Origin of the sequence: Tabrizicola fusiformis (assembly GCF_013328815.1) — a bacterium.
Taxonomy (GTDB): Bacteria; Pseudomonadota; Alphaproteobacteria; order Rhodobacterales; family Rhodobacteraceae; genus Fuscibacter.
In genome coordinates this window covers 135,562-153,939 of sequence record NZ_JABUHN010000005.1, presented here as the reverse complement: position 1 = coordinate 153,939, position 18,378 = coordinate 135,562, and the positions used below count along the sequence as shown (strand labels likewise).

General features: G+C 65.9%; 19 protein-coding genes. 14 read left to right on the top strand and 5 right to left on the bottom strand.

Annotation, left to right across the window (positions count from 1 at the left end; genetic code table 11):
• The first annotated feature begins 13 nt into the window (after positions 1–13).
• The 11 genes from HS053_RS09690 (at position 14) to modC (ending at position 9,456) form a co-directional block, all read left to right on the top strand.
• The gene (locus HS053_RS09690) at positions 14–1,117 is read left to right on the top strand and encodes an SPFH domain-containing protein (RefSeq protein WP_174211036.1); all 1,104 of its coding nucleotides are present in this window, start codon (positions 14–16) and stop codon (positions 1,115–1,117) included.
• A gap of 3 nt (positions 1,118–1,120) precedes the next feature.
• Positions 1,121–2,242: a TFIIB-type zinc ribbon-containing protein gene (locus HS053_RS09685; protein WP_174211035.1), complete on the top strand. Its 1,122-nt coding sequence runs from the start codon at positions 1,121–1,123 to the stop codon at positions 2,240–2,242.
• An 80-nt stretch (positions 2,243–2,322) separates the two neighbouring features.
• Positions 2,323–2,784 (top strand): RrF2 family transcriptional regulator, encoded by a 462-nt coding sequence (locus HS053_RS09680; protein ID WP_174211034.1) that lies wholly within the window; start codon positions 2,323–2,325, stop codon positions 2,782–2,784.
• A 184-nt stretch (positions 2,785–2,968) separates the two neighbouring features.
• Entirely contained in the window at positions 2,969–3,223 is a 255-nt protein-coding gene (locus tag HS053_RS09675) for a hypothetical protein (RefSeq protein ID WP_241699809.1), read from the top strand.
• A gap of 29 nt (positions 3,224–3,252) precedes the next feature.
• Positions 3,253–4,371 carry a sulfate ABC transporter substrate-binding protein gene (locus HS053_RS09670; protein WP_241699808.1) on the top strand — a complete coding sequence of 373 codons (1,119 nt, stop codon included), beginning with the start codon at positions 3,253–3,255 and terminating at the stop codon, positions 4,369–4,371.
• A gap of 9 nt (positions 4,372–4,380) precedes the next feature.
• Positions 4,381–5,217, top strand: a complete 837-nt coding sequence (cysT, locus tag HS053_RS09665; RefSeq protein ID WP_174211033.1) for a sulfate ABC transporter permease subunit CysT — start codon at positions 4,381–4,383, stop codon at positions 5,215–5,217.
• Positions 5,210–6,070, top strand: a complete 861-nt coding sequence (gene cysW, locus HS053_RS09660) for a sulfate ABC transporter permease subunit CysW (protein WP_174211032.1) — start codon at positions 5,210–5,212, stop codon at positions 6,068–6,070. Before cysT ends, cysW begins: the two co-directional genes overlap by 8 nt.
• A gap of 9 nt (positions 6,071–6,079) precedes the next feature.
• Positions 6,080–6,799: a sulfate/molybdate ABC transporter ATP-binding protein gene (locus tag HS053_RS09655; RefSeq protein WP_174211031.1), complete on the top strand. Its 720-nt coding sequence runs from the start codon at positions 6,080–6,082 to the stop codon at positions 6,797–6,799.
• 101 nt (positions 6,800–6,900) lie between these two features.
• Positions 6,901–7,656 (top strand): molybdate ABC transporter substrate-binding protein, encoded by a 756-nt coding sequence (gene modA, locus HS053_RS09650; RefSeq protein ID WP_174211030.1) that lies wholly within the window; start codon positions 6,901–6,903, stop codon positions 7,654–7,656.
• A 16-nt stretch (positions 7,657–7,672) separates the two neighbouring features.
• Positions 7,673–8,371 (top strand): molybdate ABC transporter permease subunit, encoded by a 699-nt coding sequence (modB, locus tag HS053_RS09645; protein ID WP_174211029.1) that lies wholly within the window; start codon positions 7,673–7,675, stop codon positions 8,369–8,371.
• Positions 8,368–9,456 (top strand): molybdenum ABC transporter ATP-binding protein, encoded by a 1,089-nt coding sequence (gene modC, locus HS053_RS09640; RefSeq protein WP_174211028.1) that lies wholly within the window; start codon positions 8,368–8,370, stop codon positions 9,454–9,456. Before modB ends, modC begins: the two co-directional genes overlap by 4 nt.
• On the opposite strand, the gene HS053_RS09635 is transcribed toward modC, so the two are convergent.
• Positions 9,457–9,999 (bottom strand): exonuclease domain-containing protein, encoded by a 543-nt coding sequence (locus HS053_RS09635; protein WP_174211027.1) that lies wholly within the window; start codon positions 9,997–9,999, stop codon positions 9,457–9,459.
• Between the two features lie 4 nt (positions 10,000–10,003).
• Positions 10,004–12,280 carry an adenosylcobalamin-dependent ribonucleoside-diphosphate reductase gene (locus HS053_RS09630; protein ID WP_174211026.1) on the bottom strand — a complete coding sequence of 759 codons (2,277 nt, stop codon included), beginning with the start codon at positions 12,278–12,280 and terminating at the stop codon, positions 10,004–10,006.
• Positions 12,281–12,531: 251 nt separating this feature from the next.
• Between HS053_RS09630 and HS053_RS09625 the strand changes: the two genes are divergently transcribed.
• The 3 genes from HS053_RS09625 (at position 12,532) to HS053_RS09615 (ending at position 14,951) form a co-directional block, all read left to right on the top strand.
• Complete coding sequence (locus HS053_RS09625) at positions 12,532–13,512, top strand: Hint domain-containing protein (protein WP_174211025.1); 981 nt, start codon at positions 12,532–12,534, stop codon at positions 13,510–13,512.
• A 69-nt stretch (positions 13,513–13,581) separates the two neighbouring features.
• Positions 13,582–14,007, top strand: a complete 426-nt coding sequence (locus HS053_RS09620) for a DUF1489 family protein (RefSeq protein WP_174211024.1) — start codon at positions 13,582–13,584, stop codon at positions 14,005–14,007.
• A gap of 74 nt (positions 14,008–14,081) precedes the next feature.
• Positions 14,082–14,951: a DMT family transporter gene (locus HS053_RS09615; protein ID WP_174211023.1), complete on the top strand. Its 870-nt coding sequence runs from the start codon at positions 14,082–14,084 to the stop codon at positions 14,949–14,951.
• Between the two features lie 56 nt (positions 14,952–15,007).
• On the opposite strand, the gene hisG is transcribed toward HS053_RS09615, so the two are convergent.
• From hisG to hisS, 3 genes are read right to left on the bottom strand one after another with little or no spacing between them, the layout of a single operon-like run.
• Positions 15,008–15,718 (bottom strand): ATP phosphoribosyltransferase, encoded by a 711-nt coding sequence (hisG, locus tag HS053_RS09610; RefSeq protein WP_174211200.1) that lies wholly within the window; start codon positions 15,716–15,718, stop codon positions 15,008–15,010.
• Positions 15,715–16,815 (bottom strand): ATP phosphoribosyltransferase regulatory subunit, encoded by a 1,101-nt coding sequence (locus tag HS053_RS09605; RefSeq protein ID WP_174211022.1) that lies wholly within the window; start codon positions 16,813–16,815, stop codon positions 15,715–15,717. The genes hisG and HS053_RS09605 overlap by 4 nt, the downstream gene beginning before the upstream one ends.
• Positions 16,812–18,284, bottom strand: coding sequence for a histidine--tRNA ligase (gene hisS / locus HS053_RS09600; protein WP_174211021.1), 1,473 nt, complete (start codon positions 18,282–18,284; stop codon positions 16,812–16,814). The genes HS053_RS09605 and hisS overlap by 4 nt, the downstream gene beginning before the upstream one ends.
• Positions 18,285–18,378 lie beyond the last annotated feature (94 nt).

The following is an 18,378-nucleotide window of genomic DNA, read 5'->3' as shown; positions in this document are numbered from 1 at the left end:
GAAGGAGCAACCCATGGTCTTCGATTTTCTCAAAGGCGAATTCATCGACGTCATCTCGTGGCTGGATGACACGCGCGACACGATGGTCTGGCGGTTCGAGCGGCGTGGGAATGCCATCAAATACGGCGCCAAGCTGACCGTGCGCGAAGGGCAGGCGGCGGTTTTCGTGCATGAGGGGCAGTTGGCCGATGTGTTCGGCCCCGGGCTTTACATGCTTGAAACCAACAACATGCCGATCCTGACCACCTTGCAGCACTGGGACCACGGCTTTCAGTCGCCCTTCCAGTCCGAGATCTATTTCGTCAATACCACCCGCTTCAACGATCAGAAATGGGGCACCAAGAACCCGATCATGTGCCGCGACCCGGAATTCGGGCCAGTGCGGCTGCGGGCCTTTGGCAACTATTCCATGCGCGTCGCCGATCCGGGCAAATTCCTCAAGGAAATCGTCGGCACCGATGGCGAGTTCACCTCGGATGAAGTGTCGAACCAGATCCGCAACGTGATCGTGCAGGAAGCGTCGCAGGTTCTTGCCAAATCGGGCATTCCGGTGCTGGACATGGCGGGCAACACCGCCGATCTGGGCCGCATCATCGTGCAGGCGATTGCGCCCAAAGTGGCCGAATATGGTCTGGGAATCCCGGAATTCTATATTGAAAACATCAGCCTGCCCGAAGAGGTCGAAAAGGTTCTCGACAAGCGCACCTCGATGGGCGTGGCGGGCGATCTGGGCAAATACATGCAGTTCAATGCGGCCGAGGCGCTGGGCAATCCCGCCACGGGCGCGGGTGGCATGATGGGTGCGGGCATGGCGGCGGGCATCGGCGCGGGCATGGCGCAGAACATCGGCCCATGGGGGGCCGCACCGGCAGCCGCCGCCGCGGCGCCTCCACCCCCGCCGCCGCCCGCCGCCGCCAAAGCGTGGCATCTGGCCGAGAATGGCGCCACCAAGGGCCCCTTCACCGAGGCCGATCTTGCCGCGCAGGCCGCTTCGGGCGCGCTGACCCGGGCCAGCATGGTCTGGGCCGCCGGGCAGGATGGCTGGAAACCCGCCGGGGAAACCGAACTGGCGCGGCTTTTCGCCATGGTGCCGCCGCCCCCGCCGCCAGGAGTCTGACAGATGCCGGTCACCGAGGAACACCGCTGGCCCTGTGCCCAGTGCGGTGCCGACCTGCGCTTTACGCCCGGTCAGACCGAGTTGACCTGTGATCATTGCGGCTTTGTTCAGGCCATTCCGGCGGCTTCGGCCCCGAAAAAGACCCGTGCGCTGGGGGAAATCCCGCTGGAGCGCGGGCTGGACGACGATCTGCCCGAAGCGGCGCAAGAGGATGTGCGCTCCACCTCCTGCCCGTCTTGCGGCGCGGTGGTAGAGTTCAAGGGCGCCGCCCATGCCACGGAATGCCCGTTCTGCGCCACGCCGGTGGTGATCGACACCGGCAGCCACCGCCGGCTGAAACCGCAAGCGCTGGTGCCTTTCGTGCTGAAAGAGGAAGAGGCGCGCGACCGGCTGACGGCATGGCTGGGCAGCCTGTGGTTCGCGCCCAACCGCCTGCTGGAGTTCACCCGCAAGGGCCGGGCGCTGAACGGCATTTATGTGCCCTACTGGACCTTCGATGCCGATACCGACAGCCGCTATCGCGGCCAGCGCGGCGATTACTATTACGAAACCCGCACCGTCACCGTGACGGTCAACGGCAAGCGCCAGCAAAGGCAGGAACAGGTCCGCCATACCCGTTGGTCCAGCGCCTCGGGCCGGGTGTCGCGGCGGTTCGACGATGTGCTGGTCATGGCCTCGACCGGGGTGCCGCAGCATCTGGGCAATGCGCTGTCGAACTGGGATCTGGCGGGGCTTGCCCCCTACTCCCCCGATTACCTCGCCGGGTTTCAGGCCGAGGGCTATACGCTGGCGCTGGCCGATGGCCATGACCGCGCCCGCGACCACATGGAACGGGTGATCGACGGGGATGTGCGCCAGGACATCGGCGGCGACGAGCAGCGGGTGGACAGCATCGACACCGATTGGCAGGACGAAACCTTCAAGCATATCCTGCTGCCGGTCTGGATGGCGGCCTATAAATATGGCGGCAAAAGCTATCAGTTTCTGGTCAACGGCCAGACGGGCGAGGTCCGCGGCGAACGCCCGTGGAGCGTGTGGAAGATCACCTTCGCGGTGCTGGCGGTGCTGGTCGTTGCCGGGGTTGCGTTCTACCTGAATGAGCAAGGCGTGTTCGACGGCCGGTAACGCGGTCAAACCACCGTGGGGGCGCGGTTTTTTCTATTCCCTCCGTTGATTCCGCGCTGTTAACCGCCTAGCGTTCGGGAATGATCACGCAGAAGATGAAATATGCGCTGAAGGCGCTGCTGACCCTTGCCGACGAGGCCGCCAAGCCGCGGCCCGAGCCGCTGACGATCGAAGAGATCGCCCGGCGCTCCGGCACGCCGAAGCGGTTTCTCGAGCATATCCTGCTGGAAGTGCGCAATGCCGGGATCATCGCCTCGATCCGCGGCCGCTCGGGCGGTTACAGCCTGATCAAGGCGCCCGGCGAAGTGTCAATTTCCGAACTCCTGCGCACCATCGACGGGCCGATTGCGCCGCTGCCCTGCCTGTCGCGCCGCGCCTACCAACGCTGCGAGGACTGCGTGGACGAGGCAAGCTGCCGCATCCGCAAGGTCTTTGCCGAGGTGTTCTGGTCCTACCTCGTCATCATCGACTCGCTCACGCTCGAAGACATGCTCCGCTCCGGCGCCGTCGCAGAGCAGGTGCTCGGAACGGCGCAGGCGTAAAATTCAATAAAATCAACGGACTTCTGGCTCCCCCGGCCCCACCGGGCGGTGCTGCCGTGCCGGCCTGCTGCGCCAGTCGGTAGAATAATCTCCTCCAATGGCGACAAAAATCGCCGAGATTATTCCGTTGAAATACTCGACAATCCCTGTCGTTATTAAGGATATGAAGACGAAGGAGATCACGATGATCGCAGCAACTGGTTTCGAAATCCAACAGGCCCGCGCCGCAAACCGGATGGCCGGCACCGAGACGGGTCTGCAGGGCACCTGTGCCGTGCATCTGATCGACCGGCGGACGGGTTCGGCCCACCGCATCAACGGCACGCCGCTGGTCATCTTCACCCGTCGCCCCGAAGAGGCCGCCGCCGATCTGCTCAACGGCCGCGACCCTCTGGTCTGGGAGGCCCGCATCGAACGTCTTGGCCCGCAGGCCGCCTGACCCACGCCCCATTGCAAACGGAGACACCCATGATCCGCACCATCACCCTTCCGAACGGCAGCACCGAAATCGGCATTGAGCTGAACCAACTGCCCGATGGCCGCGTCACCATCGCCTCGGGCCGCCACAACCTGACCGGCTGGCCCGTGCAACAGCGCCGCCGCAGCCTGCGCGGGCTCTTCTCGGCGCTGGCGGCGGTCACCTTCGGCGCGGCCCCGGTGGCCCATGCCGAAACCCTGCTGAATGTCAGCTATGACCCGACCCGCGAACTCTATCGTGAATTCAACGAAGCCTTCGCCAAACATTGGGAATCGCTCGGAAATGCCGCCCCCACCATCGAAGCCAGCCACGGCGGTTCCGGCGCCCAGGCGCGGGCGGTGATCGACGGGCTTGAGGCGCAGGTGGTCACGCTGGCCCTTGCCTCGGACATCGACAAGATTGCCAAAGAGGGCAAACTGCCCGCCGACTGGCAGAGCAAGCTGCCGCACAACTCGTCGCCCTACACCTCGACCATCGTGTTTCTGGTGCGGGAGGGCAATCCGAAGGGCATCAAGGATTGGGGCGACCTGATCGGCGACGGGGTTGAGGTGATCACGCCGAACCCCAAAACCTCGGGCGGGGCGCGCTGGAACTATCTGGGCGCCTGGGCCTGGGCCGAAAAGAATGGTCAAGACCCCAAGACCTTCGTCGGCGACCTCTTCAAGCATGTGCCGGTGCTGGACAGCGGTGCCCGCGGTTCGACCACCACCTTTGCCCAGCGTGGCATCGGCGATGTGCTGCTGGCCTGGGAAAACGAAGCCTATCTGGCGCTGGCCGAACTGGGCGAAGATCAGTTCGACATCGTGGTGCCCTCGGTCTCGGTTCTGGCCGAACCGCCGGTCGCTCTGGTGGAAAGCAACATCAAGTCGGATGAGCAGCGCGCCCTTGCGACCGCTTATCTGGACTATCTCTACAGCCCCGAAGGTCAGGCCATCGCCTTCAAGAACTTCTACCGCGCCTGGGATGCTTCGGCGGCCAACCCCGAGGATGTGGCCCGCTTCCCGCAGATCGAACTGGTGGACATCGCCCACTTCGGCGGCTGGGCCAAGGTTCAACCCGAACACTTCGGCGACGGCGGCATCTTCGACCAGATCTACGTTCCCAAATAAGGTGACCTGATGGGCAGACCCCTGATCCACCGATCCCCCATGCCCGGCCTTGGCTTGTCCATGGGGATCACCCTCACGATGCTTTCCCTTGTCGTGCTTCTGCCCATCGGCGCCCTTCTCTTGAAGGGCGCCACTTTTGGCATTGGCAACATCTGGGACACCGTGAACCGCGAGCGCGTCTGGGCGGCGCTTTTCCTGTCGTTCCGGCTGTCGTTCTTTGCGGCGCTGTTCAATCTGGTGTTCGGGGTGATCCTGGCCTGGGTTCTGGTGCGCTACCGCTTTCCGGGCCGCAGGCTGCTGGATGCCGCCGTTGACCTGCCCTTCGCCCTGCCGACGGCGGTGGCCGGGATCGCGCTGACAGCCCTTTACGCGCCGAACGGCGCCTTTGGCGCCATCGCCAAAGAGTTGGGCCTGAAGATCGCCTATACCCAATGGGGCATCTTCATTGCGCTGATCTTTGTCGGCCTGCCCTTCGTCACCCGCACCGTGCAGCCCGTAGTGGAAGAGATCGAGCGCGAGGTGGAAGAGGCTTCGGCCACCCTGGGCGCCAGCCGCCTTTACACGCTGCGGCGGGTGGTTCTGCCGATGCTGATGCCTGCCGCGCTGACCGGCTTTGCGCTGGCGCTGGCGCGGGCGGTTGGGGAATACGGTTCGGTCATCTTCATTGCCGGGAATATCCCGCTCAAGACCGAAATCGCCCCGCTGCTGATCGTGATCCAGTTGGAAGAGTTCAACTATGACGGCGCCGCCGCCATCGGCATTGCCATGCTTCTGATCAGCTTTGGCATGTTGCTGGCCATCAACCTCATTCAGGTCTGGAGCCGCCGGAGGATCGGATATGTTTGACATCGCCCCCACCTTCCGCCCCGTCACCACCGAAACCCCCGTCGCCCGCTGGGTGCTGACGGGGCTTGCGGTGGCGGGCATCGCCGTTCTGGTGGCCGCCCCGCTGATTGCCGTCTTTGCCGAGGCGCTGGCCAAGGGCATCGGCGCCGCCGTGGCAAGCCTTGGCAACCGCGATGCGCTGTCGGCGATCAAGCTGACGCTGCTGATTGCGGCAATTTCGGTGCCGCTGAATGCCGCCTTCGGCATTGCCGCCGCATGGTTCATCACCAAGTTCGACTTTCGCGGCAAAGCCTTCCTGATCACGCTGATCGACCTGCCCTTCTCGGTCTCGCCGGTGGTGGCGGGGCTCTGCATCGTGCTGATGTTCGGGGCCAATTCGCTGGCCGGCGGCTGGCTGGTGGCGCAGGGCTATCCCATCGTCTTTGCCCTGCCCGGCATCGTGATTGCCACGATGTTCGTAACCTTCCCCTTCGTTGCGCGCGAGCTGATCCCGGTGATGATCGAACAGGGCCGGGCCGAGGAAGAGGCGGCACTGACGCTGGGCGCCAGCGGCTGGCGGGTGTTCTGGACCGTGACCCTGCCCAACATCCGCTGGGCGCTGCTTTATGGCGTGCTGCTCTGCAACGCCCGCGCTATGGGCGAGTTCGGCGCAGTAGCCGTGGTTTCCGGCAAGATCCGGGGCCAGACCGCGACCATGCCGATCACCATCGAGATGCTGTATAACGAATACCTGTCGGTTGCGGCCTTCAGCATGGCGGCGGTTCTGACCCTGCTGGCCCTCGTTACCCTGTTGCTGAAGACCGCGCTGGAAGTCCGCCACGCCGACGCACTTGCCGCCAACCACCGCCACTAGGAGAAAGCCATGAGAATCGAGATCGACGAGATTTCCAAGCAGTTTGGCGTCACCGCGGCGCTGCATCCGGTATCGCTGGCCATCCCCTCGGGCGCGCTGGTGGCGCTGCTGGGGCCTTCGGGTTCGGGCAAGACCACGCTTTTGCGCATTCTGGGGGGCCTTGAGTTTCCGACCTCGGGCCGGGTGCTGTTCGACGGACAGGATGCGACGGGGCTGACGGTGCAGGACCGCCGGGCGGGGTTTGTGTTCCAGAGCTATGCCCTGTTCCGCCATATGACGGTGTTCGACAACATCGCCTATGGCCTTGCCGCCCGCCCCCGCGCCAGCCGCCCGCCCAAGGCCGAAATCACCCGCCGGGTGACCAAGCTGCTGGAGCTGATCCAGTTGCCCGACATCGGCAGCCGCTTTCCCAGCCAGCTTTCGGGCGGCCAGCGGCAGCGCGTGGCACTGGCCCGGGCGCTGGCGATCGAGCCGCGGATGCTCTTGCTGGACGAACCCTTTGGCGCGCTGGATGCCAAGGTCCGCAAGGAGTTGCGGCAGGGCCTGCGCGACATCCATGACGAAACCGGCCTGACCACGGTTTTCGTGACCCATGATCAGGAAGAGGCAATGGAACTGGCCGATCTGGTGGTGGTGATGTCGATGGGCCGGATCGAGCAGATCGGCAAGCCGCAGGACATCCGCGCCCGGCCCGCCAGCGCCTTTGTGCAGTCCTTCATCTCGGCCTAAGCGCGGCCGGGGGCAAGGCAAGCGATATTTCCTGCGGAAAATATTGCTTGCCTTGCTATTCTTGCTGGGCGATATGTTCCTCAAAACATAATGGAGGTTCCATGTCGCGCCCGCTTTTCCTTGGCCTTGCCCTTGCCCTCGCGGCCCCTGCGGCCCATGCCGACGAGGTGGTGGTTTTTGCCGCCGCCTCGCTGAAAACCGCGCTGGATGCGGTGGCGGCGGATTTTCAGGCGGCAACCGGCCATACCGTGACCATCAGCTATGCCGGTTCAAACGCGCTGGCCAAGCAGATCATCGAAGGCGCGCCTGCCGACATCTTCGTTTCCGCCGCCGTCAACTGGATGGACGAGGTGGAAAAGGCCGGGCTGGTGGTGCCGGGCAGCCGCGAAGACCTTTTGGGCAATACGCTGGTTCTGATCGCCCATGGCAAAGGCGCCGCGCCGGTGGAAATCGGACCGGGCACCGATCTTGCGGGTCTTTTGGGCGATGGCAAACTGTCGATGGCGCTGGTCGATTCCGTGCCTGCCGGGCAATATGGCAAGGCGTCGCTGGAAAGCCTTGGCCTCTGGGCCGGCGTCGAGGCCCATGTGGCACAGGCGGAAAACGTCCGCGCCGCGCTGGCACTGGTCTCCTCGGGCGAGGCGCCCTATGGCATCGTCTATGCCTCGGATGCGGTGGCCGATGACAATGTGACGGTGGTTGCCACCTTCCCCGCCGACAGCCACAAGCCGATCATCTATCCTGCGGCCCTGCTGACCGGGGCGGCGGATGCTGCCGACACCGCGTTTTATGAGGCATTGTCCTCGGACGCGGCGGATGCGAAGTTCACCGGACAGGGCTTTGCCATCCTGAAATAGGGCGCAACCGCAGGGCATGACAGACTGGCTTTCCCCCGAAGAATGGCGCGCAGTGGCCCTGTCGCTGCGCGTGTCGTTCTGGGCGGTGCTGGCCAGCCTGCCGTTCGGGATATTCGTGGCCTATGCACTGGCCCGATGGCGGTTTCCGGGCAAGCAAGTGCTGAACGGGCTGGTGCATCTGCCGCTGATCCTGCCGCCGGTGGTGACGGGGTATCTGCTGCTCTTGACCTTCGGGCGCCGGGGGTGGGCCGGGCAGGTGCTGGATGAATGGTTCGGCATCGTCTTTGCCTTCCGCTGGACCGGGGCGGCGCTGGCGGCGGCGGTGATGGCCTTTCCGCTGATGGTGCGGGCAATCCGGCTGGCGATCGAGGCGGTGGACCCAAGGCTGGAAGAGGCGGCGGGCACCTTGGGCGCACCGCGTCTGTGGGTTCTGGCAACGGTAACGTTGCCGCTGATCCTGCCGGGGATCATCGCTGGGGTGATCCTCGCCTTCGCCAAGGCGATGGGAGAGTTCGGGGCAACCATCACCTTTGTCTCCAACATCCCCGGCCAGACGCAAACGCTGCCTTCGGCCATCTACAGCTTCATGCAGGTGCCGGGAGGGGAGGCGCAGGCGGCGCGGCTGGTGGCCGTGGCCATCGCCATCGCCATGGCGGCGCTCTTGCTGTCGGAGTGGATCAGCCGCGCCGTGGCCCGCCGGATCGCCGGGCCATGACGCTTTCGGTCACCCTGCGGCACCGCTTTGCCGGGCTGACGCTGGATGTGGCGTTTCAGGCGCCGCCGGGGGTGACGGCGCTGTTTGGCCGGTCGGGCGCAGGCAAGACAACGGTGGTCAATGCGGTGGCCGGACTGTTGCGGCCCGAAGCGGGGCGGATCGTGGCGGGGGATGTGGTCCTTCTGGACACCGCGGCGCGGATCAACCTGCCGCCGCATCGGCGCCGGGTTGGTTATGTCTTTCAGGACGCACGGCTTTTCCCGCATCTGACGGTGGGGCAGAACCTGCTTTACGGCCGGTGGTTCGCCCCGCGCGGCCCCGGCCCGGCGCTGGAGCGGATCGTTGACCTTCTGGGGCTGGGCGCGCTTCTGTCACGCCAGCCCGGGGCATTGTCGGGCGGAGAGCGCAGCCGCGTGGCACTGGGCCGCGCGATCCTGTCGAACCCGCGGATTTTGCTGATGGATGAGCCCCTTGCCGCGCTGGACGAGGCGCGCAAGGCCGAAATCCTGCCCTATCTGGAACGGCTGCGCGACGAGGTGGCGCTGCCGATCCTGTATGTCAGCCATTCGATGGCCGAAGTGGCGCGGCTGGCGACGACGCTGGTGCTGATCGAGGCGGGCCAAGTGACCGCCGCCGGCCCCGCAGCCACCCTGTTGGCCGATCCGGCCGCCGCCCCGGCACTGGGTCTGCGCGAGGCGGGGGCGATCCTGACGGCGCGGGTCGCCGCGCAAGAGCCGGACGGCCTGACCCGGCTTGAAACGGCGGCGGGGCCGCTCTGGCTGCCCCGTGTCGCAGCGGCACCGGGAACCACGCTGCGGCTGCGCATTCTGGCGCAGGATGTGATGCTGGCCACCACCCGGCCCGAGGGGATTTCGGCCCTGAACATCCTGCCCGCCGTCGTGCAGGAGTTGCGGCTGGGCGATGGCCCCGGCGCCTTGGTGCAACTGGATGCCGGGGGCGAAAGGATACTGGCCCGCATCACCCGCCGCTCTGCCGCCGCGCTGAACCTTGCGCCCGGCAGCCCGGTCTTTGCCGTGCTGAAGGCGGTGTCGGTCGCGCAGGAGAATGTGGGAAGCGGGGCCTGATCAGCCCGCCGAAGCGGCCAGCGCCGCCCGTTCCGCGTGCAGCACAACCTCTGCCGCCGCCCGGGCATCTTCGCCCGCGTCATGGTGCCGGAATTGCAGACCCAGATGCGATTTCAGCGAGGCCAGCCCATGGCCGCCCTTGCCCTTCAGCTCGGGCCAAGCCTTGCGCGCGACGATCACGCTGTTGGACCATTGCCAATCCGGCGCCTCAAGCCCGGCAAGGGCGCAGGCCGCCGCCATGGCCCGCTGATCAAAGCCGGAATGCTGATAAACCAGCCGCCCCGCCAGCGCCCGCGCCAGAACGGGCATCACCTGCGCAAAGACCGGCGCGCCCCGCACATCCTGCGCCGTGATGCCATGCACCCAGGAACAGGACCAGTCGCCGGTCTGCGGATCGACATGGGTGGCCCAGGTCGTCACCGCATTGTCCGGCGCAACGCAGGCGACGCCAATCTGGCAGATGCTGCCGCGTTGGCCGTTCGCCGTTTCCACGTCCAGCGCGAAAAAGCGGAACGGCCCGCGCGGAAAGGGCGGAACGTTCATCCCCTCAGCCGCATTTCGAATGGCCGCAGGAGGCGCAGGTCATGCAGCCTTCGACCATCCGCAGATCGAAACTGCCGCAAGAGGGGCAGGATTTGCCACGCGGCTTGTCGCCCACCACCATCACCTCGGCCTTGGGGTCGGATTTCAGGCCCAGCCCCTCACCCTCGATGAAGCCGATGGCGATAAGGTGGCGCTCGATCACCCCGCCGATGGCGGCGAGGATCGAGGGGATATAGCGCCCTTCCATCCATGCGCCGCCGCGCGGATCGAACACGGCCTTAAGTTCCTCCACTACAAAGGAAATATCGCCGCCGCGCCGGAACACCGCCGAGATCATCCGGGTCAGCGCCACGGTCCAGGCGAAATGCTCCATGTTCTTGGAGTTGATGAAGACCTCGAACGGGCGACGATGGCCCGCGATCACGATGTCATTGACGGTGATGTAAAGTGCATGTTCGCTGCCCGGCCATTTGACCTTGTAGGTCTGGCCTTCCAGCGCCGCCGGACGGTCCAGCGGTTCAGAAAGGTAAATCACCTCGCCGCCCTGCATCTGCGCGGGCGCCTCCGAAGGCGGGCTGGCGGCCCCCTCGCTGACGGTCAGGACAGAGCCTGTCACGTCATTCGGCCGGTAGGTGGTGCAGCCTTTGCAGCCCTGATCCCAGGCCGCCATGTAGACGCCCGCGAAATCGTCAAAGCTGATGTCTTCGGGGCAGTTGATGGTCTTGGAAATGCTGCTGTCGATCCATTTCTGCGCCGCCGCCTGCATCCGCACATGGTCCAGCGGCGGCAGGGTCTGGGCATTCACGAAGTAATCGGGCAGCGGGGTATCGCCGTGGGTCTCCCGCCACAGGCGCACGGCGTAATCCACCACCTCTTCCTCGGTGCGGGAGCCGTCCTTTTGCAGCACCTTGCGGGTATAGGCATAGGCAAAGACCGGCTCGATCCCGGAACTGACGTTGCCCGCAAACAGGCTGATGGTGCCGGTCGGCGCAATCGAGGTGAGGAGCGCGTTGCGGATGCCATGTTTGCGGACCGCCTCGCGGACATCGGCGTCCATCGCCCGCATGTTGCCCGAGGCCAGATAGCCCTCGGCGTCAAACAGCGGGAACGGCCCCTTCTCTTTCGCCAGATCGACCGAGGCGAGATAGGCCGCCCGCGCGATGGCCTTCATCCAGATTTCGGTCTGGGCCGCCGCCTCGGCGCTGCCATAGCGCAGACCCAGCATCAGCAGCGCATCGGCCAGCCCGGTCACGCCCAGCCCGATCCGCCGCTTGGCCTGCGCCTCGGCGGCCTGTTCGGGCAGCGGGAAGCGGCTGGCATCCACCACATTGTCCATCATCCGCACCGACAGGCGCACCAGATCATCCAGCGCCGCCGGGTCCAGTACCGCCTGCGGCGTGAAGGCATCCTTCACCAGCACCGCAAGATTGACCGAACCCAGCAGGCAGGCACCATAGGGCGGCAGCGGCTGCTCCCCACAGGGGTTGGTGGCGGCAATCGTCTCGACATAGTTAAGGTTGTTGGCCTTGTTGATCCGGTCGATGAAGATCACCCCCGGCTCGGCGAAATCATAGGTGTTGCGCATGATCCGGTTCCACAGATCGCGTGCCGGAAGGGTTTTATAGACCTTGCCACCGTGGACCAGTTCCCACATGCCATCGGCCTTGACCGCCTCCATGAAGGCATCGGTGATCAGCACCGACAGGTTGAACATGCGCAACCGGGCCGGGTCTTTCTTGGCCTCGATGAATGCTTCCACATCGGGATGGTCGCAGCGCATGGTGGCCATCATCGCGCCGCGGCGGCTGCCCGCAGACATGATCGTGCGGCACATCGCATCCCACACGTCCATGAAACTGAGGGGACCGCTGGCATCGGCCGCGACCCCCTTCACCTCGGCGCCGCGCGGGCGGATCGGGCTGAAATCATAGCCGATGCCGCCGCCCTGCTGCATGGTCAGCGCCGCCTCTTTCAGCGCCTCGAAGATGCCGCCCATGCTGTCGGGAATCGTGCCCATGACAAAGCAGTTGAACAGCGTGACCGCCCGCCCGGTGCCCGCCCCCGCCGTGATGCGCCCGGCGGGCAGATATTTGAACCCCTCCAGCGCGGCATAGAATCGCTCTTCCCACAGTGCCGGGTCCGCCTCGACCTCGGCCAGCGCGCGGGCGATCCGGCGCCAGGTATCCTCGATCGTGCCGTCGATAGGCGTGCCATCGGCGTGCTTGAAGCGGTATTTCATGTCCCAGATCTGTTCGGCGATGGGGGCGGAGAATCGGGTCATGGCGCGTCCTGTCATTGCAAAGGCCCGCGCGAAATCGCCACAAAGTCGCTGTCTTCGGTGCGGGCAGGCGAACACAATATGTCCGCACGGCCCGGGCGGCAAGGTCTGGCTGTAGTAGGCCGCAAACTGCGCCAAACCGGGCGCCCGGAAAGTTTCACTCAAATTGCACGCTTTCGCCGCATTTGAAAAACAACCTCTGGGTGTTTCGCCCTGCGTGAACGATCCCAGACCCCAAAGGCCGGAGTGACACAATGGCAGAATCGACAATCGCGGCCACACCTTACCTTGGCACGCTGTCGGCCGCAGAATTGCTGACGCGGCATCTCAGCCTGCCTTGCGACCTGTTCGGCGCGCCGGTCAGCGGCATTCTGAACGACAGCGACGGGCTGTTCGGTTCGGATGACATCGCAAGCAGCAGCTTTCGCTGCCTGCCCATCAGCCATATCGGCAGCGGCACGGTGCGGCCGGCCAGCAAGCTGACCGGGGGCGTGACGCCGGTCGGGGCTGCGGTGCCGACCGCCGTCTTTCGCGCTGGCGGCACGATCTATTTCCATTTCCCCGAAGGTCCGCCCAAAACCACGTCCGCGACGGCGCTGGTCCTGAACCTGACCCCGGCGGCCTATCGGGTGGCCGACCCGGTCTGCTTTCACGCCGGCACCCGCATCGCCACTCCGATCGGCGAACGCCCGGTCGAAAGCCTGCTGCCCGGCGATACCGTGATCGACTGGAAAGGCATCGAGCATGAGATTCTCTGGGTCGGCGGTGGCAAGACGGACCTGCCCATCGGGCTGATTTCAGGGTTCAGCAAATGGCTGCCGGTGCGGGTGGTGAAGGATGCTTTCGGCAAGGGCCTGCCAAGCCGCGATCTGCTCCTCTCACAGCAGCACCGGCTTCTGATGGCCTCGCATTGGGCCGAAACGCTTTTCGGCGCGCATGACGTGCTGGTGCCGGCCCGGGCCATGGTGGGCATGACCGTGACATTTGAACGGCACCTGCGCCGGGTGCAATATTACCACGTTCTCTGCCGCAGCCATGTGATCCTTCTGGCCAATGGCCTGCCCGCCGAAAGCCTGTTTCTGGGCGACATCACCCCCAGTTCGCCAGAGCATTCCTCGGTCACGCAGGCGATGCAGGCCTTCCCCGAGCTGCATCGCCGGATGAAGCGGATGCGGGCGGATTATCCCATGCTGCGGCCACGCGAAGGGCGGCTTCTGGCACAAAGTCTGGCCTGACGGGCTTGCCGTCGCCGCTGCAAGGGTTAATTTCCGGCGCAGGGCGGCCTTGCCCTGTGGGGGAAGCCGGTGGCGCTGAACATCATCAAGCTGTGCGTCGGTGCCGAAAGCGTCGAGGATCTGCTGGACTGGCAGTCGCAGAACCGCGACCGCTGGGCGCCCGGCACCGCAGAACATGTCACCCGCATGTGGCCCAAGCGCGCCGATGAGGTGCTGGACGGCGGTTCGCTTTACTGGGTTGTGAAGGGCGCGATCCTGTGCCGCCAGCGCATTCTGGCGCTGGAAGAGCGGCGCGGCAGCGACGGCATTGCGCGCTGTGCGCTGGTGATGGATGCCGAAGTGATCCGCACCGAAGCCGCCCCGCGCCGCCCGTTTCAGGGCTGGCGCTATCTGGCGCCCGAGGAAAGCCCGCGGGACTTGCCGAAGGGCCGGGCGCTGGATGATGCCCTTCCGCCCGCGCTGGCGCAGGCGCTGGCCGAGATCGGCCTGCGCTGATTGCGACGCTGATTGCGACTCCGGGCGTCGCGCCCGGGCGGTCACCGGCGGCCTTCGCGCGCGACAAGGACGGCATGACACCTCCGTTCTGGCTGCGCGCTGCCCCCGTCGTCTTTCTGGTCCTGTGGTCTGCCGGGTTCGGCGTGGCAAAGCTGGGGCTGGACCATGCCCCGCCGATGACGCTTCTGGCGCTGCGCTATGGCATTCTGGTGCTGGTGTTGCTGCCTCTGGCGCTGATCTTGCGGGTGCCGATGCCGCAGGGCCTTCGGGCCTGGGGCCATGTCGCGCTGGTGGGGTTTCTGGTGCAGGTGGTCTATTTCGCGCTCTGCTATCAGGCGTTCAAACTGGGGGTTTCGGCGGGGGGCGTGGCGATCATCGTCTGCCTGCAACCGATCCTCGTGGCACTGGCCGCACCGCGCTTTGTCGGCGAAGAGGTCGGGCCGCGGGTCTGGGCCGGACTTGCCCTCGGCCTTGCCGGGGCGGCACTGGTGATCTTCGGGCGCTCGGCGGTGGCGGCGGAAAGCGGGCTGGGCGTGGCGCTGGCCTTTGGCGCGCTCTTCGGCATCTCCGGCGGCACTTTATGGGAAAAACGCCATGGGGTGAGCCACCATCCCGTTGCCGCCAACCTGATCCAATATGCGGTGGGGGCGGTTTTCACGATCCCGCTGGCGCTCATCACCGAGGATGTGACGTCGGTCAACTGGGATGGCGAGCTGATCTGGGTGCTGGTCTATCTGGTCGCCGCCAATTCGCTGCTGGCGATGAGCCTGCTCTTCGCCATGATCCGCATGGGCGAGGTGGCCCGGGTCTCGGCGCTGTTCTATCTGGTTCCGGCACTTTCGGCCCTCTTCGCATGGCCGCTTCTGGGCGAGGCGATGCCACCGCTGGCATGGGGCGGGATGGCGCTGGCGGGTCTGGGCGTGGCGCTGGCCAGCCGGCGCTGACCAAATTTCTTCGAAGAAATTTGCAAGTTCCTTGGAAGGAACTTGGCGCCCCGCGATCAGCCGATGCCCTGCGGCACCGCAACGCCCAGCCGCGCCGCCAGCGCCGCCAAGGGCGCAGCCGCCTGCGCCCAATCCGCCCCCCGCGCCGCATAGAGCGTGGCCTGACTTTGGTGGATCAGCCCGTCCGACAGGATTTTCAGGTGGTTGGCCCGCAGCGTTTCGCCGGTCGAGGTGATGTCGGCAATCGCCTCGGCGGTCAGGTTCTTGACCGTGCCTTCGGTGGCGCCCTGACTGTCCACCAACTGATAATCCGCCACGCCCTGCGCCGTCAGGAATTCGCGCACAAGGCGGTGATATTTGGTGGCGATGCGCAGCCGAAAGCCATGCGCCGCGCGAAAGGCCGCCGCCGCCGCGTCCAGATCGTCCAACGTATCCACGTCGATCCAGCAGGCGGGCACCGCAAGGATCAGATCGGCATGGCCAAAGCCCAGCGGCGCCACTTCGGCCACCTGTGCGGCCCAGTCGGCCAGCTTGTCGCGCACAAGGTCGCTGCCGGTGACGCCAAGGTGGATGCGCCCCGCCGACAACTCACGCGGGATTTCTCCGGCCGAGAGCAGGACCAGTTCCACCCCTGCCACGCCTTCGACCGCGCCGGAATATTCGCGTTCGTTGCCGGTCTGGCGCATGGTTACGCCACGCGCGCCGAACCAGTCGAAGGTCTTCTCCATCAGCCGCCCTTTCGAGGGCACCCCGATCTTGAGCATCAGACCGCCCCCCGCAAAGCCGCCACCATCGCGGGCCGGATCACGCCGCCCATCGCCGGAATCTGCCGCCCCTGCCCCAGGACCGCCGTCAGCGCATCATAGCGCCCGCCCGAAGCAACGGCGGGCCGGTTGCCGTCGGTCAGGAAGGCAAAGGTGAAGCCGTCGTAATATTCCATCGAGGTGCGTCCAAGGCTCGCCTCGAAGGGCAGCGTCACCGGGTCAATCCCGTGGGCGGCCAGCGCGTCCAGCCGCGCGGCAAAGCGGTCCACCGCCGGGGCGATGGCGGGCAGAAGCGGCGTGATGCCGCGCAGATGGTCCAGCGCGGCCCGCGCCGGGGCCTGCAAGCCCAGAAGGTCATAAAGCATCGCGGCTTCCGGCGCCGCGATGGGCTTTGCCGCAGCGTCCTCCAGCAAAGCGGCGGCGCGGGCGGCGATATCCTCTTCGCTGCGCAGCCCGATCAGCGGCCCGGCGGCGGCGATCAGCGCCTGCGGCGCCCCCCCGGCCAGCGTCTCCAGCAGTTGCGCCCGCGCAGGCGGCACCGGGGCGCGACCTGCAAAGCGGTCCAGCAGCGCGCGGAACCGCGCCGGGCGCCAGATGTGGCGCAAGAGGGCGGCCTTGCGGCGCGGCGTGGTGTCAAGCCCGCGCACGGCGGCCATCAGAATGCCGATGTCGCCGGTCACCGCCCGCAGGCCAAGCCCTTGCAACAGATCGGAAAACAGCGCGAAAACTTCGGCATCCGCCTGCGGCGGCGCGGCACCGTCGAAAATCTCGAACCCGACCTGAAGGTATTCGCGGGCCCGGGCGTCAAGGTGTTCCTGTTTGCGGAACACCTCGCCCATATAGCAATAGCGCGCCGGTTCCTCGGCAAGGCTGGCCATATGCGCCTGCACCACCGGCACGGTGAAATCGGGACGCAGCATCATCTCGCCCACCAGCGGGTCAGCCGTCACATAGGCGCGGGCGCGGATATCCTCGCCGTAAAGGTCCAGAAGGGTGCCCGCCGGTTGCAGGATATCGGCATCCACCGGCAGCGCGCCCGCCGCCTTGAAGGCTGCGAACAGCCGCTCGGCCTCGGCGCGGATGGCGGGTTTGGCGATCATGGCGCCAGCATCTTGCGCACGGCGGCGACGAGACCCTCGCGCGGCACCTCGACCTGCGCCGGGCGGTCTTTCCATTCCTCCAGCGTGGCATTCTGCGCGATCTGCGCGCCAAGGATCAGGTCTTTGAGGATCACGGTTCCGGCGGCCGCCTCGTTCCCGCCCTGAATCACGGCAATCGGCGACTGGCGTTTGTCGGCATATTTCAATTGGTTGCCGAAGTTCTTGGGGTTGCCCAGATAAACCTCGGCCCGGATGCCCGCGCTGCGCAACTCGCCCACCATGGCCATGTAATCCGCCATCCGGTCGCGGTCCATCACGGTCACCACCACCGGCCCCGCCGTGTCGCCCGTGCTGCGGCCCTTGGCCCGCAAGGCGGCCAAAAGCCGGTCCACCCCGATGGAAACGCCCGTCGCCGGCACATCCTGCCCGGTGAAGCGTTTTACCAGCCCGTCATAGCGCCCCCCGCCGGCGACCGAGCCGAACGACCGTTTACGGCCCTTTTCGTCAAGGATTTCAAAGGTCAGTTCGGCTTCGTAGACCGGGCCGGTGTAATAGCCAAGGCCCCGGACCACGCCGGGGTCCAGAACGATCCGGTCCGCGCCATAGCCTTGCGCATCCAGCAGCGCGGCGATGGATTCCAACTCATCCACCCCTTCGGCGCCAATGACAGAGGCCCCGACCAGTTCGCGCAGCCGCGCAATCGTTTCGGCGCCTGTGTCACGCTTGGCACTGGTGAAGCCCATCACCACCTCGGCCTGCGCATCCGACAGCCCCGCGCCCTTGGTGAAGTCGCCGCTTTCGTCCTTGCGGCCCGCGCCCAGCAGGGCGCGCACGCCGTCCTCGCCCAGACGGTCAATCTTGTCGATGGCGCGCAGGACGATGCCGCGTTCGGCTTCCTTGTCGTCACCCGACAGGCCCGCGACCTCCATCACCCCGTTCAGCACCTTGCGGTTGTTCACCTTCACCACATAGTCGCCGCGCGGGATGCCGACGGTTTCCAAGGCATCCGACAGCATGGCGCAAATCTCGGCATCCGCCGCAACGGACCCCGACCCCACGGTGTCGGCATCGCATTGATAGAACTGGCGGAAGCGGCCCGGGCCGGGCTTTTCGTTGCGCCAGACCGGACCCATGGCATAGCGCCGGTAGGGCGTGGGCAGATCGTTGCGATACTGCGCCGCCACCCGGGCCAAGGGTGCGGTCAGGTCATAGCGCAGTGCGAGCCAGTCCTTGTCCTCATCCTGCCAGGCAAAGACGCCTTCGTTCGGGCGGTCCACGTCGGGCAGGAACTTGCCCAGCGCCTCAACCGTTTCCACGGCGCTGGTTTCCAAGGGGTCAAAGCCGTAGCGGTGATAAACCTCGGCGATCTTGTCCAGCATCGCCTTGCGCTCGGTCACTTCGGCGCCAAAGTAATCGCGGAACCCTTTGGGGGTTTCGGCTTTCGGACGGCGGATCTTGCCTTCGGACATCGGCGGCACCCCTTTGAGCATTCGTGCCTGCCTTAGCGGATGGGGGCACGGGCGGCAAGCGGGCGGGGGGCCTTCCGTTCGCCGCCGCTTGGCT

What these genes read in the sequence shown, in the direction of transcription:
- HS053_RS09690 (WP_174211036.1), top strand. Translation starts at nt 14, where the DNA reads ATGGTCTTCGATTTTCTCAAAGGCGAATTCATCGACGTCATCTCGTGG.
- HS053_RS09685 (WP_174211035.1), top strand. Translation starts at nt 1,121, where the DNA reads ATGCCGGTCACCGAGGAACACCGCTGGCCCTGTGCCCAGTGCGGTGCC.
- HS053_RS09680 (WP_174211034.1), top strand. Translation starts at nt 2,323, where the DNA reads ATGATCACGCAGAAGATGAAATATGCGCTGAAGGCGCTGCTGACCCTT.
- HS053_RS09675 (WP_241699809.1), top strand. Translation starts at nt 2,969, where the DNA reads ATGATCGCAGCAACTGGTTTCGAAATCCAACAGGCCCGCGCCGCAAAC.
- HS053_RS09670 (WP_241699808.1), top strand. Translation starts at nt 3,253, where the DNA reads ATGATCCGCACCATCACCCTTCCGAACGGCAGCACCGAAATCGGCATT.
- cysT (WP_174211033.1), top strand. Translation starts at nt 4,381, where the DNA reads ATGGGCAGACCCCTGATCCACCGATCCCCCATGCCCGGCCTTGGCTTG.
- cysW (WP_174211032.1), top strand. Translation starts at nt 5,210, where the DNA reads ATGTTTGACATCGCCCCCACCTTCCGCCCCGTCACCACCGAAACCCCC.
- HS053_RS09655 (WP_174211031.1), top strand. Translation starts at nt 6,080, where the DNA reads ATGAGAATCGAGATCGACGAGATTTCCAAGCAGTTTGGCGTCACCGCG.
- modA (WP_174211030.1), top strand. Translation starts at nt 6,901, where the DNA reads ATGTCGCGCCCGCTTTTCCTTGGCCTTGCCCTTGCCCTCGCGGCCCCT.
- modB (WP_174211029.1), top strand. Translation starts at nt 7,673, where the DNA reads ATGACAGACTGGCTTTCCCCCGAAGAATGGCGCGCAGTGGCCCTGTCG.
- modC (WP_174211028.1), top strand. Translation starts at nt 8,368, where the DNA reads ATGACGCTTTCGGTCACCCTGCGGCACCGCTTTGCCGGGCTGACGCTG.
- HS053_RS09635 (WP_174211027.1), bottom strand. Translation starts at nt 9,999, where the DNA reads ATGAACGTTCCGCCCTTTCCGCGCGGGCCGTTCCGCTTTTTCGCGCTG.
- HS053_RS09630 (WP_174211026.1), bottom strand. Translation starts at nt 12,280, where the DNA reads ATGACCCGATTCTCCGCCCCCATCGCCGAACAGATCTGGGACATGAAA.
- HS053_RS09625 (WP_174211025.1), top strand. Translation starts at nt 12,532, where the DNA reads ATGGCAGAATCGACAATCGCGGCCACACCTTACCTTGGCACGCTGTCG.
- HS053_RS09615 (WP_174211023.1), top strand. Translation starts at nt 14,082, where the DNA reads ATGACACCTCCGTTCTGGCTGCGCGCTGCCCCCGTCGTCTTTCTGGTC.
- HS053_RS09605 (WP_174211022.1), bottom strand. Translation starts at nt 16,815, where the DNA reads ATGATCGCCAAACCCGCCATCCGCGCCGAGGCCGAGCGGCTGTTCGCA.
- hisS (WP_174211021.1), bottom strand. Translation starts at nt 18,284, where the DNA reads ATGTCCGAAGGCAAGATCCGCCGTCCGAAAGCCGAAACCCCCAAAGGG.